This window comes from Undibacterium sp. RTI2.2 (assembly GCF_035018705.1).
Classification (GTDB): Bacteria; Pseudomonadota; Gammaproteobacteria; order Burkholderiales; family Burkholderiaceae_D; genus Undibacterium.
Map to the genome: position 1 here is coordinate 66950 of NZ_JASJXN010000020.1, position 17094 is coordinate 84043.

General features: G+C 49.7%; 15 protein-coding genes. 4 read left to right on the top strand and 11 right to left on the bottom strand.

Annotated elements, in window-relative coordinates:
• Positions 1 to 212 precede the first annotated feature (212 nt).
• Positions 213 to 1064 carry a sn-glycerol-3-phosphate ABC transporter permease UgpE gene (ugpE, locus tag QN395_RS12655; protein WP_322119841.1) on the top strand — a complete coding sequence of 284 codons (852 nt, stop codon included), beginning with the start codon at positions 213 to 215 and terminating at the stop codon, positions 1062 to 1064.
• A gap of 129 nt (positions 1065 to 1193) precedes the next feature.
• Positions 1194 to 2273 carry a sn-glycerol-3-phosphate import ATP-binding protein UgpC gene (locus QN395_RS12660; protein ID WP_322119840.1) on the top strand — a complete coding sequence of 360 codons (1080 nt, stop codon included), beginning with the start codon at positions 1194 to 1196 and terminating at the stop codon, positions 2271 to 2273.
• A 126-nt stretch (positions 2274 to 2399) separates the two neighbouring features.
• Here QN395_RS12660 and QN395_RS12665 read toward each other — a convergent pair whose 3' ends face one another.
• Both QN395_RS12665 and QN395_RS12670 read right to left on the bottom strand, forming a co-directional pair.
• Positions 2400 to 2630, bottom strand: coding sequence for a hypothetical protein (locus tag QN395_RS12665; protein ID WP_322119839.1), 231 nt, complete (start codon positions 2628 to 2630; stop codon positions 2400 to 2402).
• A 97-nt stretch (positions 2631 to 2727) separates the two neighbouring features.
• Positions 2728 to 3345: an outer membrane protein gene (locus QN395_RS12670; RefSeq protein ID WP_322119838.1), complete on the bottom strand. Its 618-nt coding sequence runs from the start codon at positions 3343 to 3345 to the stop codon at positions 2728 to 2730.
• Positions 3346 to 3695: 350 nt separating this feature from the next.
• Here QN395_RS12670 and QN395_RS12675 point away from each other — a divergent pair, with 350 nt between their 5' ends.
• Positions 3696 to 4487, top strand: a complete 792-nt coding sequence (locus QN395_RS12675) for a helix-turn-helix transcriptional regulator (protein WP_322119837.1) — start codon at positions 3696 to 3698, stop codon at positions 4485 to 4487.
• On the opposite strand, the gene QN395_RS12680 is transcribed toward QN395_RS12675, so the two are convergent.
• The 9 genes from QN395_RS12680 to recG all read right to left on the bottom strand — a co-directional run bounded on the left by QN395_RS12680 (position 4453) and on the right by recG (position 15613).
• Positions 4453 to 6771 carry a patatin-like phospholipase family protein gene (locus tag QN395_RS12680; RefSeq protein ID WP_323492090.1) on the bottom strand — a complete coding sequence of 773 codons (2319 nt, stop codon included), beginning with the start codon at positions 6769 to 6771 and terminating at the stop codon, positions 4453 to 4455. The two genes, QN395_RS12675 and QN395_RS12680, sit on opposite strands and share 35 nt — an antisense overlap.
• 433 nt (positions 6772 to 7204) lie before the next feature.
• Positions 7205 to 7633, bottom strand: a complete 429-nt coding sequence (locus tag QN395_RS12685) for a hypothetical protein (RefSeq protein WP_322119835.1) — start codon at positions 7631 to 7633, stop codon at positions 7205 to 7207.
• Complete coding sequence (locus QN395_RS12690; protein WP_322119834.1) at positions 7630 to 9150, bottom strand: S41 family peptidase; 1521 nt, start codon at positions 9148 to 9150, stop codon at positions 7630 to 7632. Before QN395_RS12690 ends, QN395_RS12685 begins: the two co-directional genes overlap by 4 nt.
• 180 nt (positions 9151 to 9330) lie before the next feature.
• Complete coding sequence (locus QN395_RS12695) at positions 9331 to 9897, bottom strand: GNAT family N-acetyltransferase (protein ID WP_323493107.1); 567 nt, start codon at positions 9895 to 9897, stop codon at positions 9331 to 9333.
• A 21-nt stretch (positions 9898 to 9918) separates the two neighbouring features.
• Positions 9919 to 10230, bottom strand: a complete 312-nt coding sequence (gene sugE, locus QN395_RS12700) for a quaternary ammonium compound efflux SMR transporter SugE (RefSeq protein ID WP_322119832.1) — start codon at positions 10228 to 10230, stop codon at positions 9919 to 9921.
• Between the two features lie 147 nt (positions 10231 to 10377).
• Positions 10378 to 11322, bottom strand: a complete 945-nt coding sequence (locus QN395_RS12705) for a LysR substrate-binding domain-containing protein (RefSeq protein WP_322119831.1) — start codon at positions 11320 to 11322, stop codon at positions 10378 to 10380.
• Between the two features lie 570 nt (positions 11323 to 11892).
• Positions 11893 to 12801 (bottom strand): SDR family oxidoreductase, encoded by a 909-nt coding sequence (locus QN395_RS12710; RefSeq protein ID WP_322119829.1) that lies wholly within the window; start codon positions 12799 to 12801, stop codon positions 11893 to 11895.
• A gap of 135 nt (positions 12802 to 12936) precedes the next feature.
• On the bottom strand, positions 12937 to 13422 hold the full coding sequence (locus QN395_RS12715) for a GNAT family N-acetyltransferase (protein ID WP_322119828.1): 486 nt from the start codon (positions 13420 to 13422) through the stop codon (positions 12937 to 12939).
• A gap of 94 nt (positions 13423 to 13516) precedes the next feature.
• Positions 13517 to 15613 (bottom strand): ATP-dependent DNA helicase RecG, encoded by a 2097-nt coding sequence (gene recG, locus QN395_RS12720; protein WP_322119827.1) that lies wholly within the window; start codon positions 15611 to 15613, stop codon positions 13517 to 13519.
• A 375-nt stretch (positions 15614 to 15988) separates the two neighbouring features.
• On the opposite strand from recG, the gene queA reads away from it, so the two are divergent.
• Positions 15989 to 17026 (top strand): tRNA preQ1(34) S-adenosylmethionine ribosyltransferase-isomerase QueA, encoded by a 1038-nt coding sequence (gene queA / locus QN395_RS12725; protein WP_322119826.1) that lies wholly within the window; start codon positions 15989 to 15991, stop codon positions 17024 to 17026.
• Positions 17027 to 17094 lie beyond the last annotated feature (68 nt).

Genomic DNA, 17094 nt, shown 5'->3' on the forward strand with positions numbered 1-17094 from the left:
CTTGTCAGGATAAATAGCATACTGTCAGTGAGTATATTTAGTTGTCCATATAATCATTGGACGATCAGCCATATTTCATAAAATAGTGGGGGAGTATATGAAAAATTCCTCTGCAATGCTTGAAGTGAACCTTAATTACAACTGAAGTAAATCTGATTTACCTCAACTATGTAGCGCGATCTGATTGCAGTCCCTTAAGTGAAAGTCAGTCCATGATAGAGCGTCGTCCAATATTGGATTTCATCAGTCACCTGGTTTTAATCATCGGTGTGCTGATTGTGGCTTTTCCCATCTATATTGCCGTAGTTGCCAGTACCCAGACCGCAGAACAAAGCGCGCTGGCACCGATGTCTTTGTTGCCCGGTAATCAGTTCGTCCAGAATTTTTCTACGGTATTAAGTAGCGGCGCGTCCGGCAATGTTTCTACCAGTCCGGTGGCCAGAATGTTGTGGGTGAGTCTGGTATCTGCACTGATGATTGCCATCGGAAAAATAGCTATCTCTATGTTGTCGGCATTTGCGCTGGTGTATTTTCGTTTTCCTGGGAGAACCTGGTTTTTTTGGATGATTTTTGTAACCTTGATGTTGCCGGTAGAAGTAAGGATTTCTCCTACCTATAAAGTCGTGTCCGATTTATCCATGCTCAATTCTTATGCTGGCTTGACGATCCCTTTAATCGCTTCTGCTACGGCGACTTTTTTGTTCAGGCAATTCTTTCTGACGGTACCTGAAGAGTTGGCAGAGGCGGCGCGCATCGACGGCGCCGGACCATTACGTTTCTTTAAAGATGTACTCTGGCCCTTATCGCGCACCAATGTGATTGCACTTTTTGTCATCATGTTTATTTATGGCTGGAACCAATATTTATGGCCTTTGTTAATCTCTACCGAACAAGGTATGTATCCGATCGGTATTGGTATTAAACAGATGATCGCTGGTGGCGACGCTGCGGTGGAATGGAATCTGGTCATGGCGACTTTATTACTGGCGATGTTGCCACCGGGATTGCTGATCGTGATCATGCAAAAATGGTTTGTCAAAGGCTTGGTTGATTCTGAGAAGTAAGCGCAATTCAGCTACAACTCAGCTATAACTTAGCTGCAACTCCGCTAAAGACTGCGCCACCGACTGTCTGTACGCAAAGCAAAGATTGCTATTCACCACACTCTCTCAAAACGGGATAAAAGAATCATCATGGCTCAAGTCCATTTAAAGATTGTCAAAAAAACCTATGGCAAGGCTGATAAGGCCGTTGATGTGATTCATGGTGTGTCGATGGATATTGCTGATGGCGAATTCATTGTCATTGTCGGCCCATCAGGCTGCGGTAAATCGACTTTATTGCGCATGGTCGCCGGCTTAGAAGAGATTACTTCTGGCGAGGTAGTGATTGGGGATCGCGTCGTTAATCAGCTTGAACCCAAAGATAGAGATATCGCGATGGTGTTCCAAAACTATGCCCTGTATCCGCATATGACGGTGTACCAAAACATGGCGTATGGCTTGAAGATACGTCGGTTTTCTAAAGACGATATTGAGTTGCGGGTACAAAAGGCAGCAAAGATTTTGGAGCTGGGTGAGCTATTGCAACGCACGCCGCGCCAGCTCTCTGGTGGCCAGCGTCAGCGCGTCGCTATGGGACGTGCAATTGTGCGTGAGCCAGCTGTTTTTTTATTCGATGAACCCTTATCCAATCTGGATGCCAAGCTAAGGGTACAGATGCGCTTAGAAATCCAAAAACTCCATCGTACCTTAGGCACAACCAGTTTATATGTCACGCATGATCAGGTCGAAGCAATGACTTTGGGGCAGCGCATGATAGTGATGAATGCTGGCAAGGCAGAGCAGATCGGCACGCCAGCCGAGGTTTATAGTAAACCGGCAACGACCTTTGTCGCTAGTTTTATCGGCTCGCCACCGATGAATTTATTGCGCGGCAAAGTTAGTGCGGATGGGCGGCAAATACAATTCGGTCAAGCCAGTGTCAATTTGCCAGTCTTGAAGTCAATTGCTGATCAGATCGTCAATCACGATCTGATCATGGGTGTACGTCCAGAGCATTTATTGATAGGCATGCCCGGTTTGCCGCTAGAAGTAGAACTGGTGGAATCCTTAGGCGCGGATTTGCTGGTACATGGCAATTGTGCCGGACAAGCGGTGGTGATTCGTACACCGACGGGGACGCCGGTAGAGGCGGGGCAGCGCACGACGGCAGGTTTTACCGCCGATGTACTGCATTGGTTTGATCCAGTAACGAATCAGCGCCTGAGTTAGTCTTAACTTATTAGGCTTAACTTATTAGGCTTAACTGAGTTGGCATCACTGATTAAACTTATTCGGTGAGTCTTAATCATTTAAGCGTAAATTGATAGCTTCAGTATGTGGTACTTGTTTGAGAACTTAAGTCAAAACTACGAATTTACGCTTCGGCTTTTCATCGATATTTTTGTCTTTGATGATCGCAGCAGCGGCAGCGTCCACACCGGGTATTTGATGGATTCCGGTCTGGCTAGTTTGTCGCTTCGCTCCTATTACCATCCCAGAAAAAAAAGCGATTGTGATCAACACACCGATGGCAACAACAGTGGCAACAGCGCTGGTAGCGAGAGAATATTTGGGCACGGTATTCATCTGAGGATTCCTCCATTTTTACTCGTCAGATGAGAGGTTGGCGATGTCGCCCACCTCTCATCTATGACATCTTTAATGACTCATGAAGACTGCAGATTTAGAACTTGTAACCTACGCCGAGTGAGAACATATTGACCGCGCCTGTGTGGTCACTTTGGAGGCGATCGTAGTCGGCATTTAAGCTGATATTTTTAGTGAGCGAGTAACGCGCACCTACACCAACCAATGGGGCAAAGCGATGTTGGTCGGACTCCACGGCACCTACAGGCAGGAGGTAATTCGTAGAACTAGATTTGTCGTCGGTATAAGCGACACCTAAACGGCCATTTACAGAAAAATCATTGAAGTTGGCTTGCAACACATAAGACGCTCCCAGTCCCTTAGTGCTGGTTGATCTTCTCAGACTAGAAAAGGTTTCAGTAGCGCTACCTACTTTGTAATACATCAGCTCAACACCTTGAGACACATTCACGCCCTCAAACAAAGATGGCGCTCCCATATAACCAGCGTAAATCTTACCGCTGGAGCTTGCTTTGTTATCGCAACTAACTGAGCCTAAGCAGTCGTGGTCGTATTTGGCTTGAGCTGCAATGTTGAGACCTGCATAAGCGCCTGCTTCTGTTGTGGTTGCATCAGCGGCCATTGCGCTGGTGGCGGCTGTACCTAACAGTAAGCTGGCGATGCTGGCGAAAAAAATGGATTTTGCTTTGAACATGATTGCCTCGATAAATGAGTTTTTAGAAGTTTCCTCTTGAGTTGCTATCGGTATATTCGCTATCGCATCTCAGTCGGTCTTACTCCAAGCAGGTCTCGCGATGTTTGTCTTAAAACTCTCTTAAAACAGTGATGCTTGACCTCGGAGCGCAGTGTTGCAAACATTTTCCTGACGTACTAGCTAATTGTGCGAAGATGCGAAGTACGATATCTTAGGTACTGTTCTGCGGTACTTTTCTAGTATTTTTGTTCTGTTTTGAACTTTATAAGACTGACGAAAAATTGTCCCGACACGGCGTCGCAACGCAGCCGGGTCGGTTTTGTGTGAGTCCTACTTTAAAGAAGACATTTATGAGTTCTCCCGAATTGGTGTTGCAGGTCTTACGCCATGAGCTGCGTGCAGCTGGCGTCACCTACAAAGTATTGGCTGAGCGTATAGGCATGAGCGAATCCAGTATGAAGCGGATGTTTGCGCAAAAAGATATGGCCTTGTCGCGTCTTGCTGCGATCTGTAAAGCGGCGGGGATTGCGCTAGAAGATGTGTTGCGTCAGGCCGCTGATGTGACGCCGCATTCTGATAATTTGACCTTGGCGCAAGAGAAATCCTTGATGTCCGATCCCAAATTATTACTGGTAGCGATCTGTTGTCTAGGACATTGGACGCTGGAGCAGATTGTAGAAACCTACAATCTTTCTGAATCGGAATGCATCTTGCAACTGGTGGCTCTGGATCGTCTGGAATTGATAGAACTACGACCGCATAACCGCTATCGCTTAAATGTCTCTAGCGCTTTTCATTGGCGGCCTGATGGCCCGGTACAGCAATATTTTCGGGAACATATTGTCAGCGATTTTTTTAATGGTCGCTTTGATGGACATGGTGAAACAGTGCTCTGCGTACCTGCCAGATTGTCTGTCGCCAGCGCGCAAGAAGTAGTACAAAAAATTCATCAGTTGGTGGCAGAAATGGCGCAATCACATCAAGATGATCGTCGTTTGCCAGCAGCGGCACGTGATGGTTTTACGTTGCTGTTGGGATTCCGCTCATGGGAATTTTCAGCATTGACAATGCTGCGACGTCAGGAAACTACCGAGCATGTACCCAATATCACCAAACCGGCCCGAGGAAAAGATACAAACTAGAGCTGTCACCATGAGTTGCACCCGCACCAAAATACAAGGGGCCAAAGCGGGTGTCCATTGCGATAAAAGCGCTACCTGCTCGTTTTAAATTACCAAAACGTAGTGGTTGTTCTGCCCCAAAACCGCCGCCTAATTCTGCCGAGAAGCCCAGTCGTATTGCACCACCCAACGTCGTTGGCATATTGCCTATGCGGCGTGCGATGACGGCGCGCCCTAGTAAAATCGTATTGCCGTCCAGCGAATCAGCCGTGGTACCAGACAAGCGTAAAAATCCCCCCAATGAACTAGAGGCAAAGCCGCGTTGCGCATGCGACCATTCACCATACAGATGTCCCGCCCAATCACCGGTTTGGAACGCCGTCAGGCCTGTCAGTGATGATCGCGCCAAAGAAGATTCGCCTGTATCCTTGCTTGGCGAGCGCTCCCACAGTGCTGTTAATAAATTCCCCTGTGTCGGAAACGCCAGCGAGTCTAGCGTATCAATCCGTAGCTGAACAAATTGGGTAGTGTCGTAACTACGTGCACCAGGCGCATTCACATCTTCCGGCAAAATTACATTATATTTGCCAAAGCGGCGACTCAGTCCAATTTGAATATCACCCCAATTATCTAATTCGCGCCCCAGCACCAGACTACTGCTGGTAGTACGTGCGCTTACACGATAAATTTTGCGACCTTGCTGGAATAAATCGATACCAGATGCGCCAAACTCCAGCGACGGCGCCACATACCAGGGGGAGCCGGATGCCAGCGGTTGCCATAACTGTGTGCCAAACTGTCGCTGGCTACCGATTTTTGCCACGGTACGCAGTTCAGCACCGTAGCTATTGAGTGAGGAGGCAATATGCATAAAGCTCAGCGCAAATTGATTATCATCAGAAAAATCACTCGATAGTTCCAGTCCGACGCGCAGACGGTTGCGGCTAGAATTGGATTCAGTCGGTTTGATCACTACGCTACGCTGACCGTTATCGTCGGTGATTTCGGTCTCCACATTGTCGAGGTCGCCGCGACCATATAAGCGCGATGTTGCCTGACGAATCTGATCCGGAGTAAGCGATTGTCCCTCGCGCAGACCGGATTGCGTGACCAGAGCTTTGGGGTTGATATAGCCGTGACTTTCTACCTCAATTTTAGCGATAGGTAGGGCTTGGGTGACATCGTCCGGCGTGGCGGTGGCAGCCAGACGTTGCTGATCAAGCAGGGAATATTGTTCGGCACTCACGCTCAGATGTTGCAGACGCGGTGCCATTTTATTGGCAGCATCTTCTCCCGCTTTGATGGTTTTTTCGAACTGAGCGAAATCTAAAAAACTAATCCCCGATAAATCCGGTGCGATCAATACATCCTTGCTGCCCAATTCTTTAATCGAGCGTTGCACGTTTTGCTCGGTCAGAATTTGCAGCATCTGCTGCGCCACGCCGAAGGCACTACTGAGTTCGCTCTCTTTTGCCAGTGGAGTCCCGACATTGACTGCAATCACAATATCCGCCCCCATAGCGCGAGCCAGTTCGACCGGCAGATTACGCACCAGACCGCCGTCGACGACCAGCCTTTGATTCAGCCGCACCGGAGCGAAAACACCAGGTAACGCCAGCGATGCCCGCATGCTTAAAAATAACGGCGTATCGCTAAGCTCGACTAAATCCCCCGTCAATAAATCGGAGGCAACCGTGCGAAACGGTAAACCCAACTGGTTGATCGGACGGTCGCGCATACCTTGCGGTAACAAGCGGGTCAACGCTTGTTCCAGCGCAGCATTGCCTGCGGCGGCTGGCGGTAAAGATACGCCAGCTTTAGTGATGGCAAGCTCGATACGGGATGGCAGTAACTGATCTTCTTCTTTGCGCCGGAAATCCAGATCGTAGCGCGCTGGCCGGTCTGCCAGTACGCGGTCCCAGGCGGTTTCACGCACTAATTGTTCCAGCTCGCTGACCGATCGTCCCGCCGCATAGGCACCACCGACTACCGCACCCATGCTGGTACCAACCACAATATCCACCGGTACCCGTTGCGCCCGCAATGCGCGCAACACGCCAATATGCGCAAAGCCACGCGCGCCGCCACCGGATAAAACCAAGGCAACTTTGGGACGTGCAGGTATGGCGGGAATGCTGAGGGATAAATTTGTAGTTGCGGTCGTGTTCGTAGTTGCAGACGCCGCAGTGGTTTGTGCCAAGACTGCATGCGAGCCGGATGCCAGAGCAAAAGCAGTGCACAGCCAAAGCACAGTTGTCGAGGAACGATGGATGAAAGTAGCGACTACACGGGAGGGTGACATCATCAGTTTTACCTTTAGCAAATAACCTAGCGCAAGAATGCTGGGAGTATAGCGTCAGACCTAAGCTAAAACGAAGAACTGGCGGCGATCTGGTGTCAGTTTCGCTAGAAGCAAACGCAGTTCATTGGATTTTAGTCAGCTTGGGAATTAGAAAATGGATGACTTAGGGACTAGAGAAAATGTCTTTGTTCAGATTGAATGTTGATGTTCAAACGAGATGGGGCGTCAGTCAGGCTAAACCCACGCCGGAATGACATGCAAATGCAATACCCCACCAATACAACGCCATCAAAACCCAATCTGAACATAATCAAAATAATATACTCATGGTCAGTATATTTAATCGTCCAGAGAATCATTGGACAATAAGGCTAAAAACTGAAAAATAGTGGGGAGTATATGATAGGCTCCTCTATTTTATCGCTTATCGTTGCCTTTACTCTGGTTTGCATTGCGCTTCGGCCAGGCGTATTTTTTTTGCTGGATGTTGTACCGTTCCCTGATAGTCCAGCCAGCATTGCTGGTCACGCAATACCAGCTTAAATACATTGACGGGTTCGACTACGCGGCCTTGCATCAGTTGGCCTGACGAGTCATAACGCGGAGTGCGCGCGAAAACAAACTGGCTGCTGTTGATCAATGTATCGTCTGCTAAATTGACTACAGAGATATCCACGTTTAAGGAGCTTGCTACCATTTGTCGCAACTGCTGCTGCACGCTAGTTTGTGCTGCAGCCGCTGATGTTAGATGAGCCGGTACCTCGGCAGAGGCGTTGATGGCCTGGCACGCCACCAGCGATACGCCTGCCAGCAAGCCACAACTGGATTTGTTTAACAAACGGAAATTGTGGCGGCTGCTTTTCATTTTTTGCCTGCGGTGTAGATCGCGATTTCTTTTGATATCGGACGGACTAATAGCATTGGACTAGATAGAGCTTGTCCCGGCAATTGAACGCCGCTGCTGGCGGCAGGGCAGACACGGTTGTTGCGGTAGCTTAAGGCGGCTGCTAGTTGCCCTTCTGCTGGATCGCCGATGGCATGGGTGAAATCATCGGCAACGCTGCAAGTCGGCGGGATGCCGTCAGCATAGTCACCAAAGCCTTTGTTATTTACCCCTTTAAATTGAATCGCAAAATAAGTTGTGCCGCAATTCGGTGCCGGATTAAAACCGTAAGGCTTACCGCAAGTTTGTGCGCCGATGACATCTACTTCAATATCAATCCCTTGCAGACTGTTGATTACCGATTCGCTGGCGGAGCAAGTCCCGGCTGTGGTCAATACGCTGACTTTTTTCAGACCAAGATACGGTAAAGCTTGTCCCGATGTGGCCGAAAATCCCTGCGTAGTGGAATAAAACGGCGTCGGTGTCCCTGGTAAGTATTTATCGTTAAATTGAGTTTGCTCAAAGGTTTTACCTGCGGTGGCGGTCGGGCCTGCAATCATATAAGCCAGTTCGCTGGCGATGTTTAAGTAGCCGCCGCCGTTATAGCGCAAGTCCAGCACCAGGTCGGTGATGCCCGCAGACTTAAGTTGATTGATTGCATTGATCAACTGCAATTCTGATACGGCATTATGGCTGTTGAAGGTCAGATAGCCAACATTGCCAGTCGCGGTGGCGATGGTTTTAACGTTCTGCACGGGCGTGGTCGTGACATTGCTGGCAGCAAGACTGACGCCGATATTACTACCGGCACGCGTGACCACGAATTGATGTGTTTCACCCGCGGTTGCCGGGAATAAGCCAGCATTTAATGCGGCCACGCTGGCACTGTCTGAGCTGTTCAAAAAGTCGACATTGTCGACGGAGAATAATTGATCGCCACGACGCAAGCCCGCATTGGCCGATGGTGAGCCTGACTCTACATAAGTAATAACCCATTTGCGTGGCTTAGTACCGCTAGGACTGGTTGCCCAATTGATGCCATAACCCAGTTCTACGCTTTGCTGAATTAACGTATCCCATTCTGCGGACGTATAAGTAAAATGGAACTGATCTTTAGGTTTGCCGGAAGCGGTAATTGCATTAGTTTTAAGGTCATTAAAATAAGTAATCGCTGAACTGTAATTGTCTGGATTGAGCGTCGTTGGTACTTCTTTATACCAAAGATAAGTTTCATCAATCCAGGAGCGCAGCCAGGTTTTTTCGTTGGCGAGCGTTCCTTGTTTGTCGGGGTAGGGCGTGTTGCCATTCAAAGGATCCAAGCCAGTGCGAGGTGATTGGCATAGGTTCTGAACGGTACTTGAGGCAACCAGTGTGGTCGAGCCCGTTACGGGCGCTGGCGGGGTCGTCGTCGCGGAACCGCCGCCACCGCCACCACAGGCAGATAACACGGAAGACACAACAAGAGTGAGAGCAAATAGATGGCGTGATTTCGTCAGCATAAAATATCAGATCAGGAGGGCTAGTATGGTCGTGGACAATCTCAGATGAGCTCTGGTGACAAAAGATCACCAGATAATTCAGATGACATCTTGCCCGATTCTTCTGCCGAAAAACATCCCGGTTACAAATATTTATACATCGATGATCCCGGCTTCTGAATCATGGCGGTATCGTCAGATTTAACCGCCTGTATCATCGACATTGACCAACGAGTTGAGGACGTGATCGCGCCAGACGCCGTTGATTTTAAGATAGGATTTGGCGAGACCTTCTCGCGCAAAATCGAGCCGTTGTAACAGCGCGGCGCTACGGATGTTTTCGGGAACATGGTTTGCCATGATTCGGTGCAATCCTTGCTGCTGAAACATGTGCTGTATGCCCGCTTGCACCGCCTCCAGCATATAGCCCTTTCCCTCTGCCTCAGCGTCGATCGCATAGCCCAAGTGACATGCCTGAAAGACGCCACGCACGATATTGCTAAAGTTACAGGTGCCAATGAGTTGCGGCGAATTTTGTAGAAAAACGGCCAGCGCCAGTGACTGGCCTGCCTCTATATTTAAACAACTGCTAATCAAACGTTGCCGGCACTGTTCCAATGTAAAAAAACTGTCGTCACGCACGGGCTCCCATGCAGCTAAATGCAATCGGTTTTTGATTAGATAGGCTTGTAATAGCGGCGCGTCCTCGGGATTCAGTACGCGTAATTGCAAGCGGGACGTCGTGATTTGAGTGGTCAGCATGGTCATCGGTCGTCTTCAAACTAAGGCTTATAAAAACTTGAGTCCGGCAATGCCTGCGATGATCAGCCCCATGCACATCAGTCGAGTGACTGTGGCTGCATCGCCAAATAAAATAATGCCCATGATTACGGTACCGACTGCGCCTATGCCAGTCCAGACCGCATAAGCAGTGCCGACTGGCAGCGTTTTCATCGCCAGAGAAAGCAGCCAGACGCTCGCAGCCATCGCAGTCACTGTGCCGACCGAGGGCCAAAGGCGCGAGAAGTTATCGGTATATTTGAGGCCGATAGCCCAGACGACTTCGAGCAAACCCGCAATAAATAAAATGAACCAAGCCATAGTTAGTATGAAGAGTTGATTGGAGTTTTAATGATATTGCAGCGCTGGTGGCGACATTGCAAGGTCGCAGCGAACCGCAAGCCAATGATAAAAAAGAACGGAAAGCGAGCGTATGCCCGGCGGAATATCAGAAAGCTAGGCTAGGTATTATTGCGCGCTCGCCGCTTCGTCCAGCATCCTGACACCTGGCAAGTCGCAGGCCAATACCGCTTGGCGAATCGCTTCAATTGCCGCTTGACGGGTAAAGCTTTTGCGCCATGCAATGACAACGCGTCGCTCGGGAACCGGATCACTAAATGGCAGATAGCGCAGCATGCCATCTTTGGTTTCCAGATCAGGTACCGAGGCCATCGGCAAGACAGTGATGCCAATGCCAGAGGCGACCATATGACGTATGGTTTCTAGCGACGAGCCTTCAAAACTGCGGGCAATTCCGTCGCCAGCAGTAGAGAATCGCGACATTTCAGGACAGACTTCCAGCACTTGATCGCGGAAGCAATGACCGTTGCCTAGCAACAGCATGGTTTCGGATTTAAGTTCTGCAGTGGAGACTTCAGTGCGATCCGCCCAGATATGATCACGCGGTGTTGCGACTACAAATGGCTCGTCATACAGGGCTTGCACCATCATGCGTTGATCGGGCAAGGGCAATGCCATGATGGCGGCATCCAGTTCACCCTGACGCAATAGCTCCATCAATTTAACAGTGAAATTTTCTTGCAGCACCAAGGGCATTTGCGGTACTTGCTTGATCATCGTTTTGACCAGCGTTGGTAACAAGTAAGGGCCTACTGTGTAAATCACACCAAGGCGGAAAGGACCTGCCAACGGATCTTTGTTTTGTTTCGCGATTTCTTTAATAGCGGCGGTTTGTTCTAACACCCGTTCAGCTTGTGCCACGATTTGTGCACCAAGCGGCGTGGTAGAAACTTCGGTGCCACCACGCTCAAAAATGGTAACACCCAGTTCTTCTTCGAGTTTTTTGATGGCAACTGACAAGGTCGGCTGCGCGACAAAACAGGCTTCAGCCGCGTGACCAAAGTGCTTTTGGCGGGCGACTGCGACGATGTATTTTAATTCTGTGAGTGTCATGGCGCGGGGTCTATTAGCAATCTATTAGCAACTAAGTCGGGAGCGCGAATGAGTCTAAACGGGTACAGGGCTAGGCGCAAAGAGAGCAATAGTGCAAGCACTATAAGCGATTTGCAACAACGCCATGTACCCGGTTAGGCCATTCCCGAAGGGTTCAGTCCAAAGCGCACGATGAACCGCGTTGCATCTCTTGCTGAGGCTCCAGCCTCAGCAAGAGATGCGCCTTGCCATCCTGCGCTTTGGGCTGAACGCATCTCCCAATTTAGTTGCTATTAGACCCCAGTGTGGCACAGACTTTTGCCAGCGTCAGCAAGTGCTTATCTTTGTTGTCGATGAAAAGATGGAAATGAGGGGAGTATTTTTAATTGTCTATATTTTTATTGGACAATTAGGCATTATTCTGCCATACAGATGGGGAGTATAAATTTTTTCTACTTGTGTAAAAGGCAAAAAAATCTGTGGTTTTGGTGTGTATTTGCAAGTGATACGGCGGTATCGACAGAAAAATGTTGCCTCGAGTCTTGCATCATTCACGCAGCACTTTTCCATCGTTGGACATTTATAGATCTGCTATGCCATTTTACTCATGGCACGCGTCAGTTCATGATGTCCTTGCGCGGTACCACTTTCCGGCACGATCTCGCCATCACGATTTTTGATATCGGCCAGTTGTGCCGCCAGACGCTCTGGTGCGTCGTCGCCGCGACCGATCCAGGCACCTTGTGTCATGGTGATATGAGCTGCTTCAAAGCTGCCAGCACCGGCACATAAAATCGTGCGCGTTGGTGCGCTGTCTGCTGCCAATACCAGCATCGCCGGCACAACATCAGACGGTTGCAGTGCTTGCAGCATGGCTTCAGGGAACAGGCTTTCTGTCATGCGGGTTGCTGCAGTTGGTGCCAGACTATTTACTCGGATGTCGTTTTTCGCACCTTCCAGCGACAGGGTTTGCATCAAGCCAACCAGTGCCAGTTTGGCGGCGCTGTAATTGGATTGTCCAAAATTGCCGTACAAACCCGAGGAGGATGTGGTCATCACGATACGACCATATTTCTGTTCAGTCATGATCGGCCAAACCGCTTTGCAGCAGTTGACTGCTCCCATCAGATGCACATCCATCACCAGTTTAAAATCGTCCAGCTCCATTTTGGCAAAACTCTTATCGCGCAAGATCCCTGCGTTATTGATCAGGATGTCGACCCGACCCCAGGTATCCATCGCCTGTTTGACCATCGCTTGTACGGCGACAAAGTCCGTGACGGACGCGCCATTGGCAATCGCCTCGCCACCGGCTTTAGTGATTTCTTCCACCACGGCTAAAGCCGCAGCAGACGATCCGCCAGAGCCATCACGCGCGCCGCCTAAATCGTTGACGACGACTTTGGCGCCACGTTTGGCCAGCGCCAACGCATGCTCACGTCCGAGTCCACCACCTGCACCAGTTACGATAGCCACACGGCCTTTAAAATCGATCGTCATTGTTTTGCCTTTAAGAATAAGGGAATAAAAATACAGAACTTGAAAAAAGTACGACTATTCTATTTTAATTCGCAGGCTTAATACATAAGACTGATGCAAAAGAGAACAACAGCGGATGATTGCCCATCCTCGAGTTCACTTGGCTAATTTTTTCTGCATCATAATCGCACCGCCCATAGCAGGGTCAAGTTCATACCCAGCGAAACCGATATCCTGATAAATACCCTTAGCCAGATGGTTGCCTTCTAATACTTCGAGTGTGATTTTGCAGCAGTGCAGTTCTTTGGCGATGTTTTCAATATGAGCGAGGATTTTTTTAGCAATCCCCATACCTCGATAATCCGGCAGCACAGCGATGTCATGAATATTGAGCAGTGGCTTGCAGGCGAAGGTGGAGAAACCCTCAATGCAGATACTAAAGCCTGCTGGTTGATCATCAACATAGGCCAGAATCGCTCGGATCGTGCTCCGTTTTTGTAATTCTTGGATGAGGTTATTCTGAGTATATACAGATAGAGGTTCGCCGCCGCCCATGGGATCCAGGGCATAGCTGTTGAGTAACATGACGAGGTCACCAGCGTGCTGTGGATTATTCAGATCGGCATTAATAATTGTGAGCATAGTCGTTGTCTTTTTGATGATGATTGAATGATGTTGTTGAGGACTTGCGTCTTTGGAGTGTGACTGAGAATGCCCGACGCGGAACAGGTCAGCGTTATACCCGTAAAAATTCTTCCTTGTATCCCAGCCAGCGCTGCAAATGCGCTTCTACGGTAGGTACATCGGTGGCAAGCAATTGAACTGCCAATTCACGCGCCTTATCGACCAGCCATTGATCCGTCTCCAGGTTGGCAAAACGCAGCATCGCCTCGCCCGACTGTCTGGCACCGAGAAATTCGCCGGGACCACGTAATTCTAAATCTTTACGCGCGATTTCAAAGCCATCGGTACTTTCGCGCATGGTCATCAGTCGTTGTTTGGCTGTGCCACCCAGCGGGCCCAGATACAGTAGCAGGCAAACACTGGCGGCAGCGCCGCGCCCAACCCGACCGCGCAACTGGTGTAATTGCGATAGGCCAAAACGTTCTGCATGTTCTATCACCATCAGGCTGGCATTGGGGACATCGACACCGACTTCAATCACCGTCGTCGCAACCAGTACTTGCACCTCGTTGCGGGTGAAGGCATCCATCACGGATTGCTTTTCTAATTGCTTAAGACGTCCATGCACCAGACCTACGCGCAAGTCAGGCAGTGCTGCGCTGAGCATGGCGTGGGTGTCGGTTGCAGTTTGTAGTTGCAAGGTTTCTGATTCTTCAATCAGCGGACAAACCCAGTAAACCTGTTTGCCGTCTTGTGCCGCAGCATGCACTCTTTCTATCACTTCGTCACGACGGTTTTGGTCCACGACGCGGGTGACGATAGGAGTGCGACCTGGCGGTAATTCATCAATCACCGATACTTCTAAATCAGCATAGTAAGTCATCGCCAAGGTACGCGGGATCGGCGTGGCCGACATCATCAATTGGTGCGGGACTTTGCCTGCCTCGCCTTTATTGCGTAACGTTAACCGCTGTGCCACGCCAAAGCGGTGCTGCTCATCGACAATCACCAATCCAAGTTTGGAAAACTGTACCGCATCCTGAATCAGCGCATGCGTGCCGATCACTAATTGTGCCTCGCCGGAAGCGATCAGGGCTTGTGCTTTTTCTTTATCTTTCTTTTTCAGACTACCGGTGAGCCAGGCAGTTTTGACGCCTAGCGGTTCTAGCCAGGCGGCGATTTTTCTGAAATGTTGGTCTGCCAATATCTCCGTCGGTGCCATCAAAGCAGCTTGATAACCGCTGTCAATCGCTTGCGCTGCTGCGAGTGCGGCGACGATGGTTTTCCCACTGCCTACATCGCCTTGCAACAAACGCTGCATCGGATAAGCTTGTTTTAAGTCGGAGCGAATTTCTGCGAGCACGCGCTCTTGCGCACCGGTCAATGTGAACGGCAGCGTCATCACGAACGCATTGCATAATTCACCGACCGTAGGTAATACCGTCGCACCTTTAGAGCGACGTGCCAGCTGGGCGCGTTTCAGCGAAAGTTGTTGCGCCAACAGTTCATCAAACTTCATACGCTGCCAGGCAGGATGCTCGCGCTCGATCAGGCTGTGCTGGTCGACATCGGGCGGTGGATTGTGTAGCAGACGTACCGAGCTCTCAAAGCTCTCTAAATACAATTCCCTTAACAGTGCGGGTGCCAGAGTATCTTGCCACTCCACCTTGGATAGAGCCGTCGCTATCCGTTTGCGCAGCATAGTTTGCGACACGCCTTCACCTGCCGGATACACCGGTGTCAACGCCGTTGGTAAGGGGGCACCTTCATTTACCATTTTGTAGGCGGGATGTACCATCTCAGCACCAAAAAATCCATGGCGCAATTCGCCACGTGCCCGAACCCGCATGCCGACCGCCATTTGTGAGATCTGGCTACCGTAAAAATTTAAAAAGCGCAGCACCACTTGCGATGTGTCATCGGCGATAGTCACAACCAGTTGCCGTCTTGGCCGGTATTGCACATCACAGGCGGTTACTAAACCTTCCACCTGCACCATACTGCCACCCCGGAAACCCGCATCGCGCATGGCGGTGACTTCGGTTTCATCCTCATAGCGCATGGGCAAATGCAGCACAAAATCCATCTCAGACCGCAAACCTAGCTTGGCAAACTTATCCTCCAACTTATTGGCAGGCGTTTTTGCTGGCGCTGCTTGTTTGGGAGGCTTGGTTACTTTCGCTGCTTTTATTATTGGGGCAGGGGGCATAGGGTAAAATGCTCGGTTTTGCAGTTGGCGGTTGGGCTGAGATCACAAGTTGTCTGGCGCCATTCTACTGTTTTTTTATACAGTGTCTAGCAGCTTTTTTTGCAAGCGCACTATTTCGCTAATTAAGTGGTCTACTAAGTGGCTTGTATTGCTGTTGGTATCGTTTAACTAGATTGTCTAGATTGTCTTTAATGCCCAAAAGAGAGTCTCTTAATCTCTTTTTCAATTAAAGATCAAGTCTATGCATGCCATTCTTGCCAATTTGGATGTCCAATGATTCTGAGCCTCGCAGGCCAATATCATGCCAGAAGCCGCAGAATCATTGGACATCCTGGTTTCATTTTATTATTAATTTTTTAGAAGCACCATTTCTCCATGTACTCTTTAAGTGATTTTGATTTTGATTTGCCAGAAAACCTGATCGCGCAGACGGCCTTGCCGGATCGTTCTGCCTCGCGCTTGTTGCATGTTGATGGTGATGTATTGGTGGATCGCCATTTTGCTGACATCGTCGATCAATTATCTGCGGGTGATTTGCTGGTATTTAATGATACCCGCGTACTAAAAGCACGCTTCCACGGGGTAAAAGAAACCGGCGGTAAGGTTGAGATGCTGGTGGAGCGTGTGGTCAGCAATACGGCCGACGAGCATATCGTTCATGTGCAACTGCGTGCCTCCAAATCACCGCATGCTGGCGCCAAAATCCGCTTGGCAGATGCGTTTGATGTCGTCGTCGGTGAGCGTGCGGGAGAATTTTTTACTCTGCATTTCCCGGGTGATGTGTTTGAGCTGATTGAGCAATACGGTCGTTTGCCGTTGCCGCCCTACATCAATCATGAAGCTGACGATTTTGATGAGCACCGTTACCAAACGGTGTATTCACGTGTGCCTGGCGCAGTGGCCGCGCCTACCGCCGGCTTGCATTTTGATCAGGCCTTACTAGATGCGTGCAGCGCCAAAGGTATTAACTTTGCGTATGTGACTTTGCACGTCGGCGCCGGGACTTTTCAGCCAGTACGTACCGAGGTGCTAGCCAACCACGCAATGCATAGTGAGTGGTACACCGTGCCGCAAGCGACGGTTGATGCAATATGCGCTACTAAAGCGGCGGGTAAAGCTGTCGTCGCAGTGGGTACCACCAGCATGCGTGCATTGGAGTCCGCGTCGCAAACGGGCACTTTGCAGGCCGGTAGCGATGACACTAATTTGTTTATCACGCCAGGTTATGTGTTCAAAACAGTAGACAGGCTTATCACGAATTTCCATTTGCCAAAATCAACCTTGCTGATGCTGGTATCTGCGTTTGCAGGCTATGATCGTATTCGTGCCACCTACGCTCATGCGATTGCCAACGAGTATCGGTTTTTTAGTTATGGTGATGCGATGTTGCTGACTAATACCTCTGATCAGTAATAAGATAGTTTACACATAGCGGCATCTAAATTACACCCAGGTCTCCGGTGCGCACGGCGCACCTTACA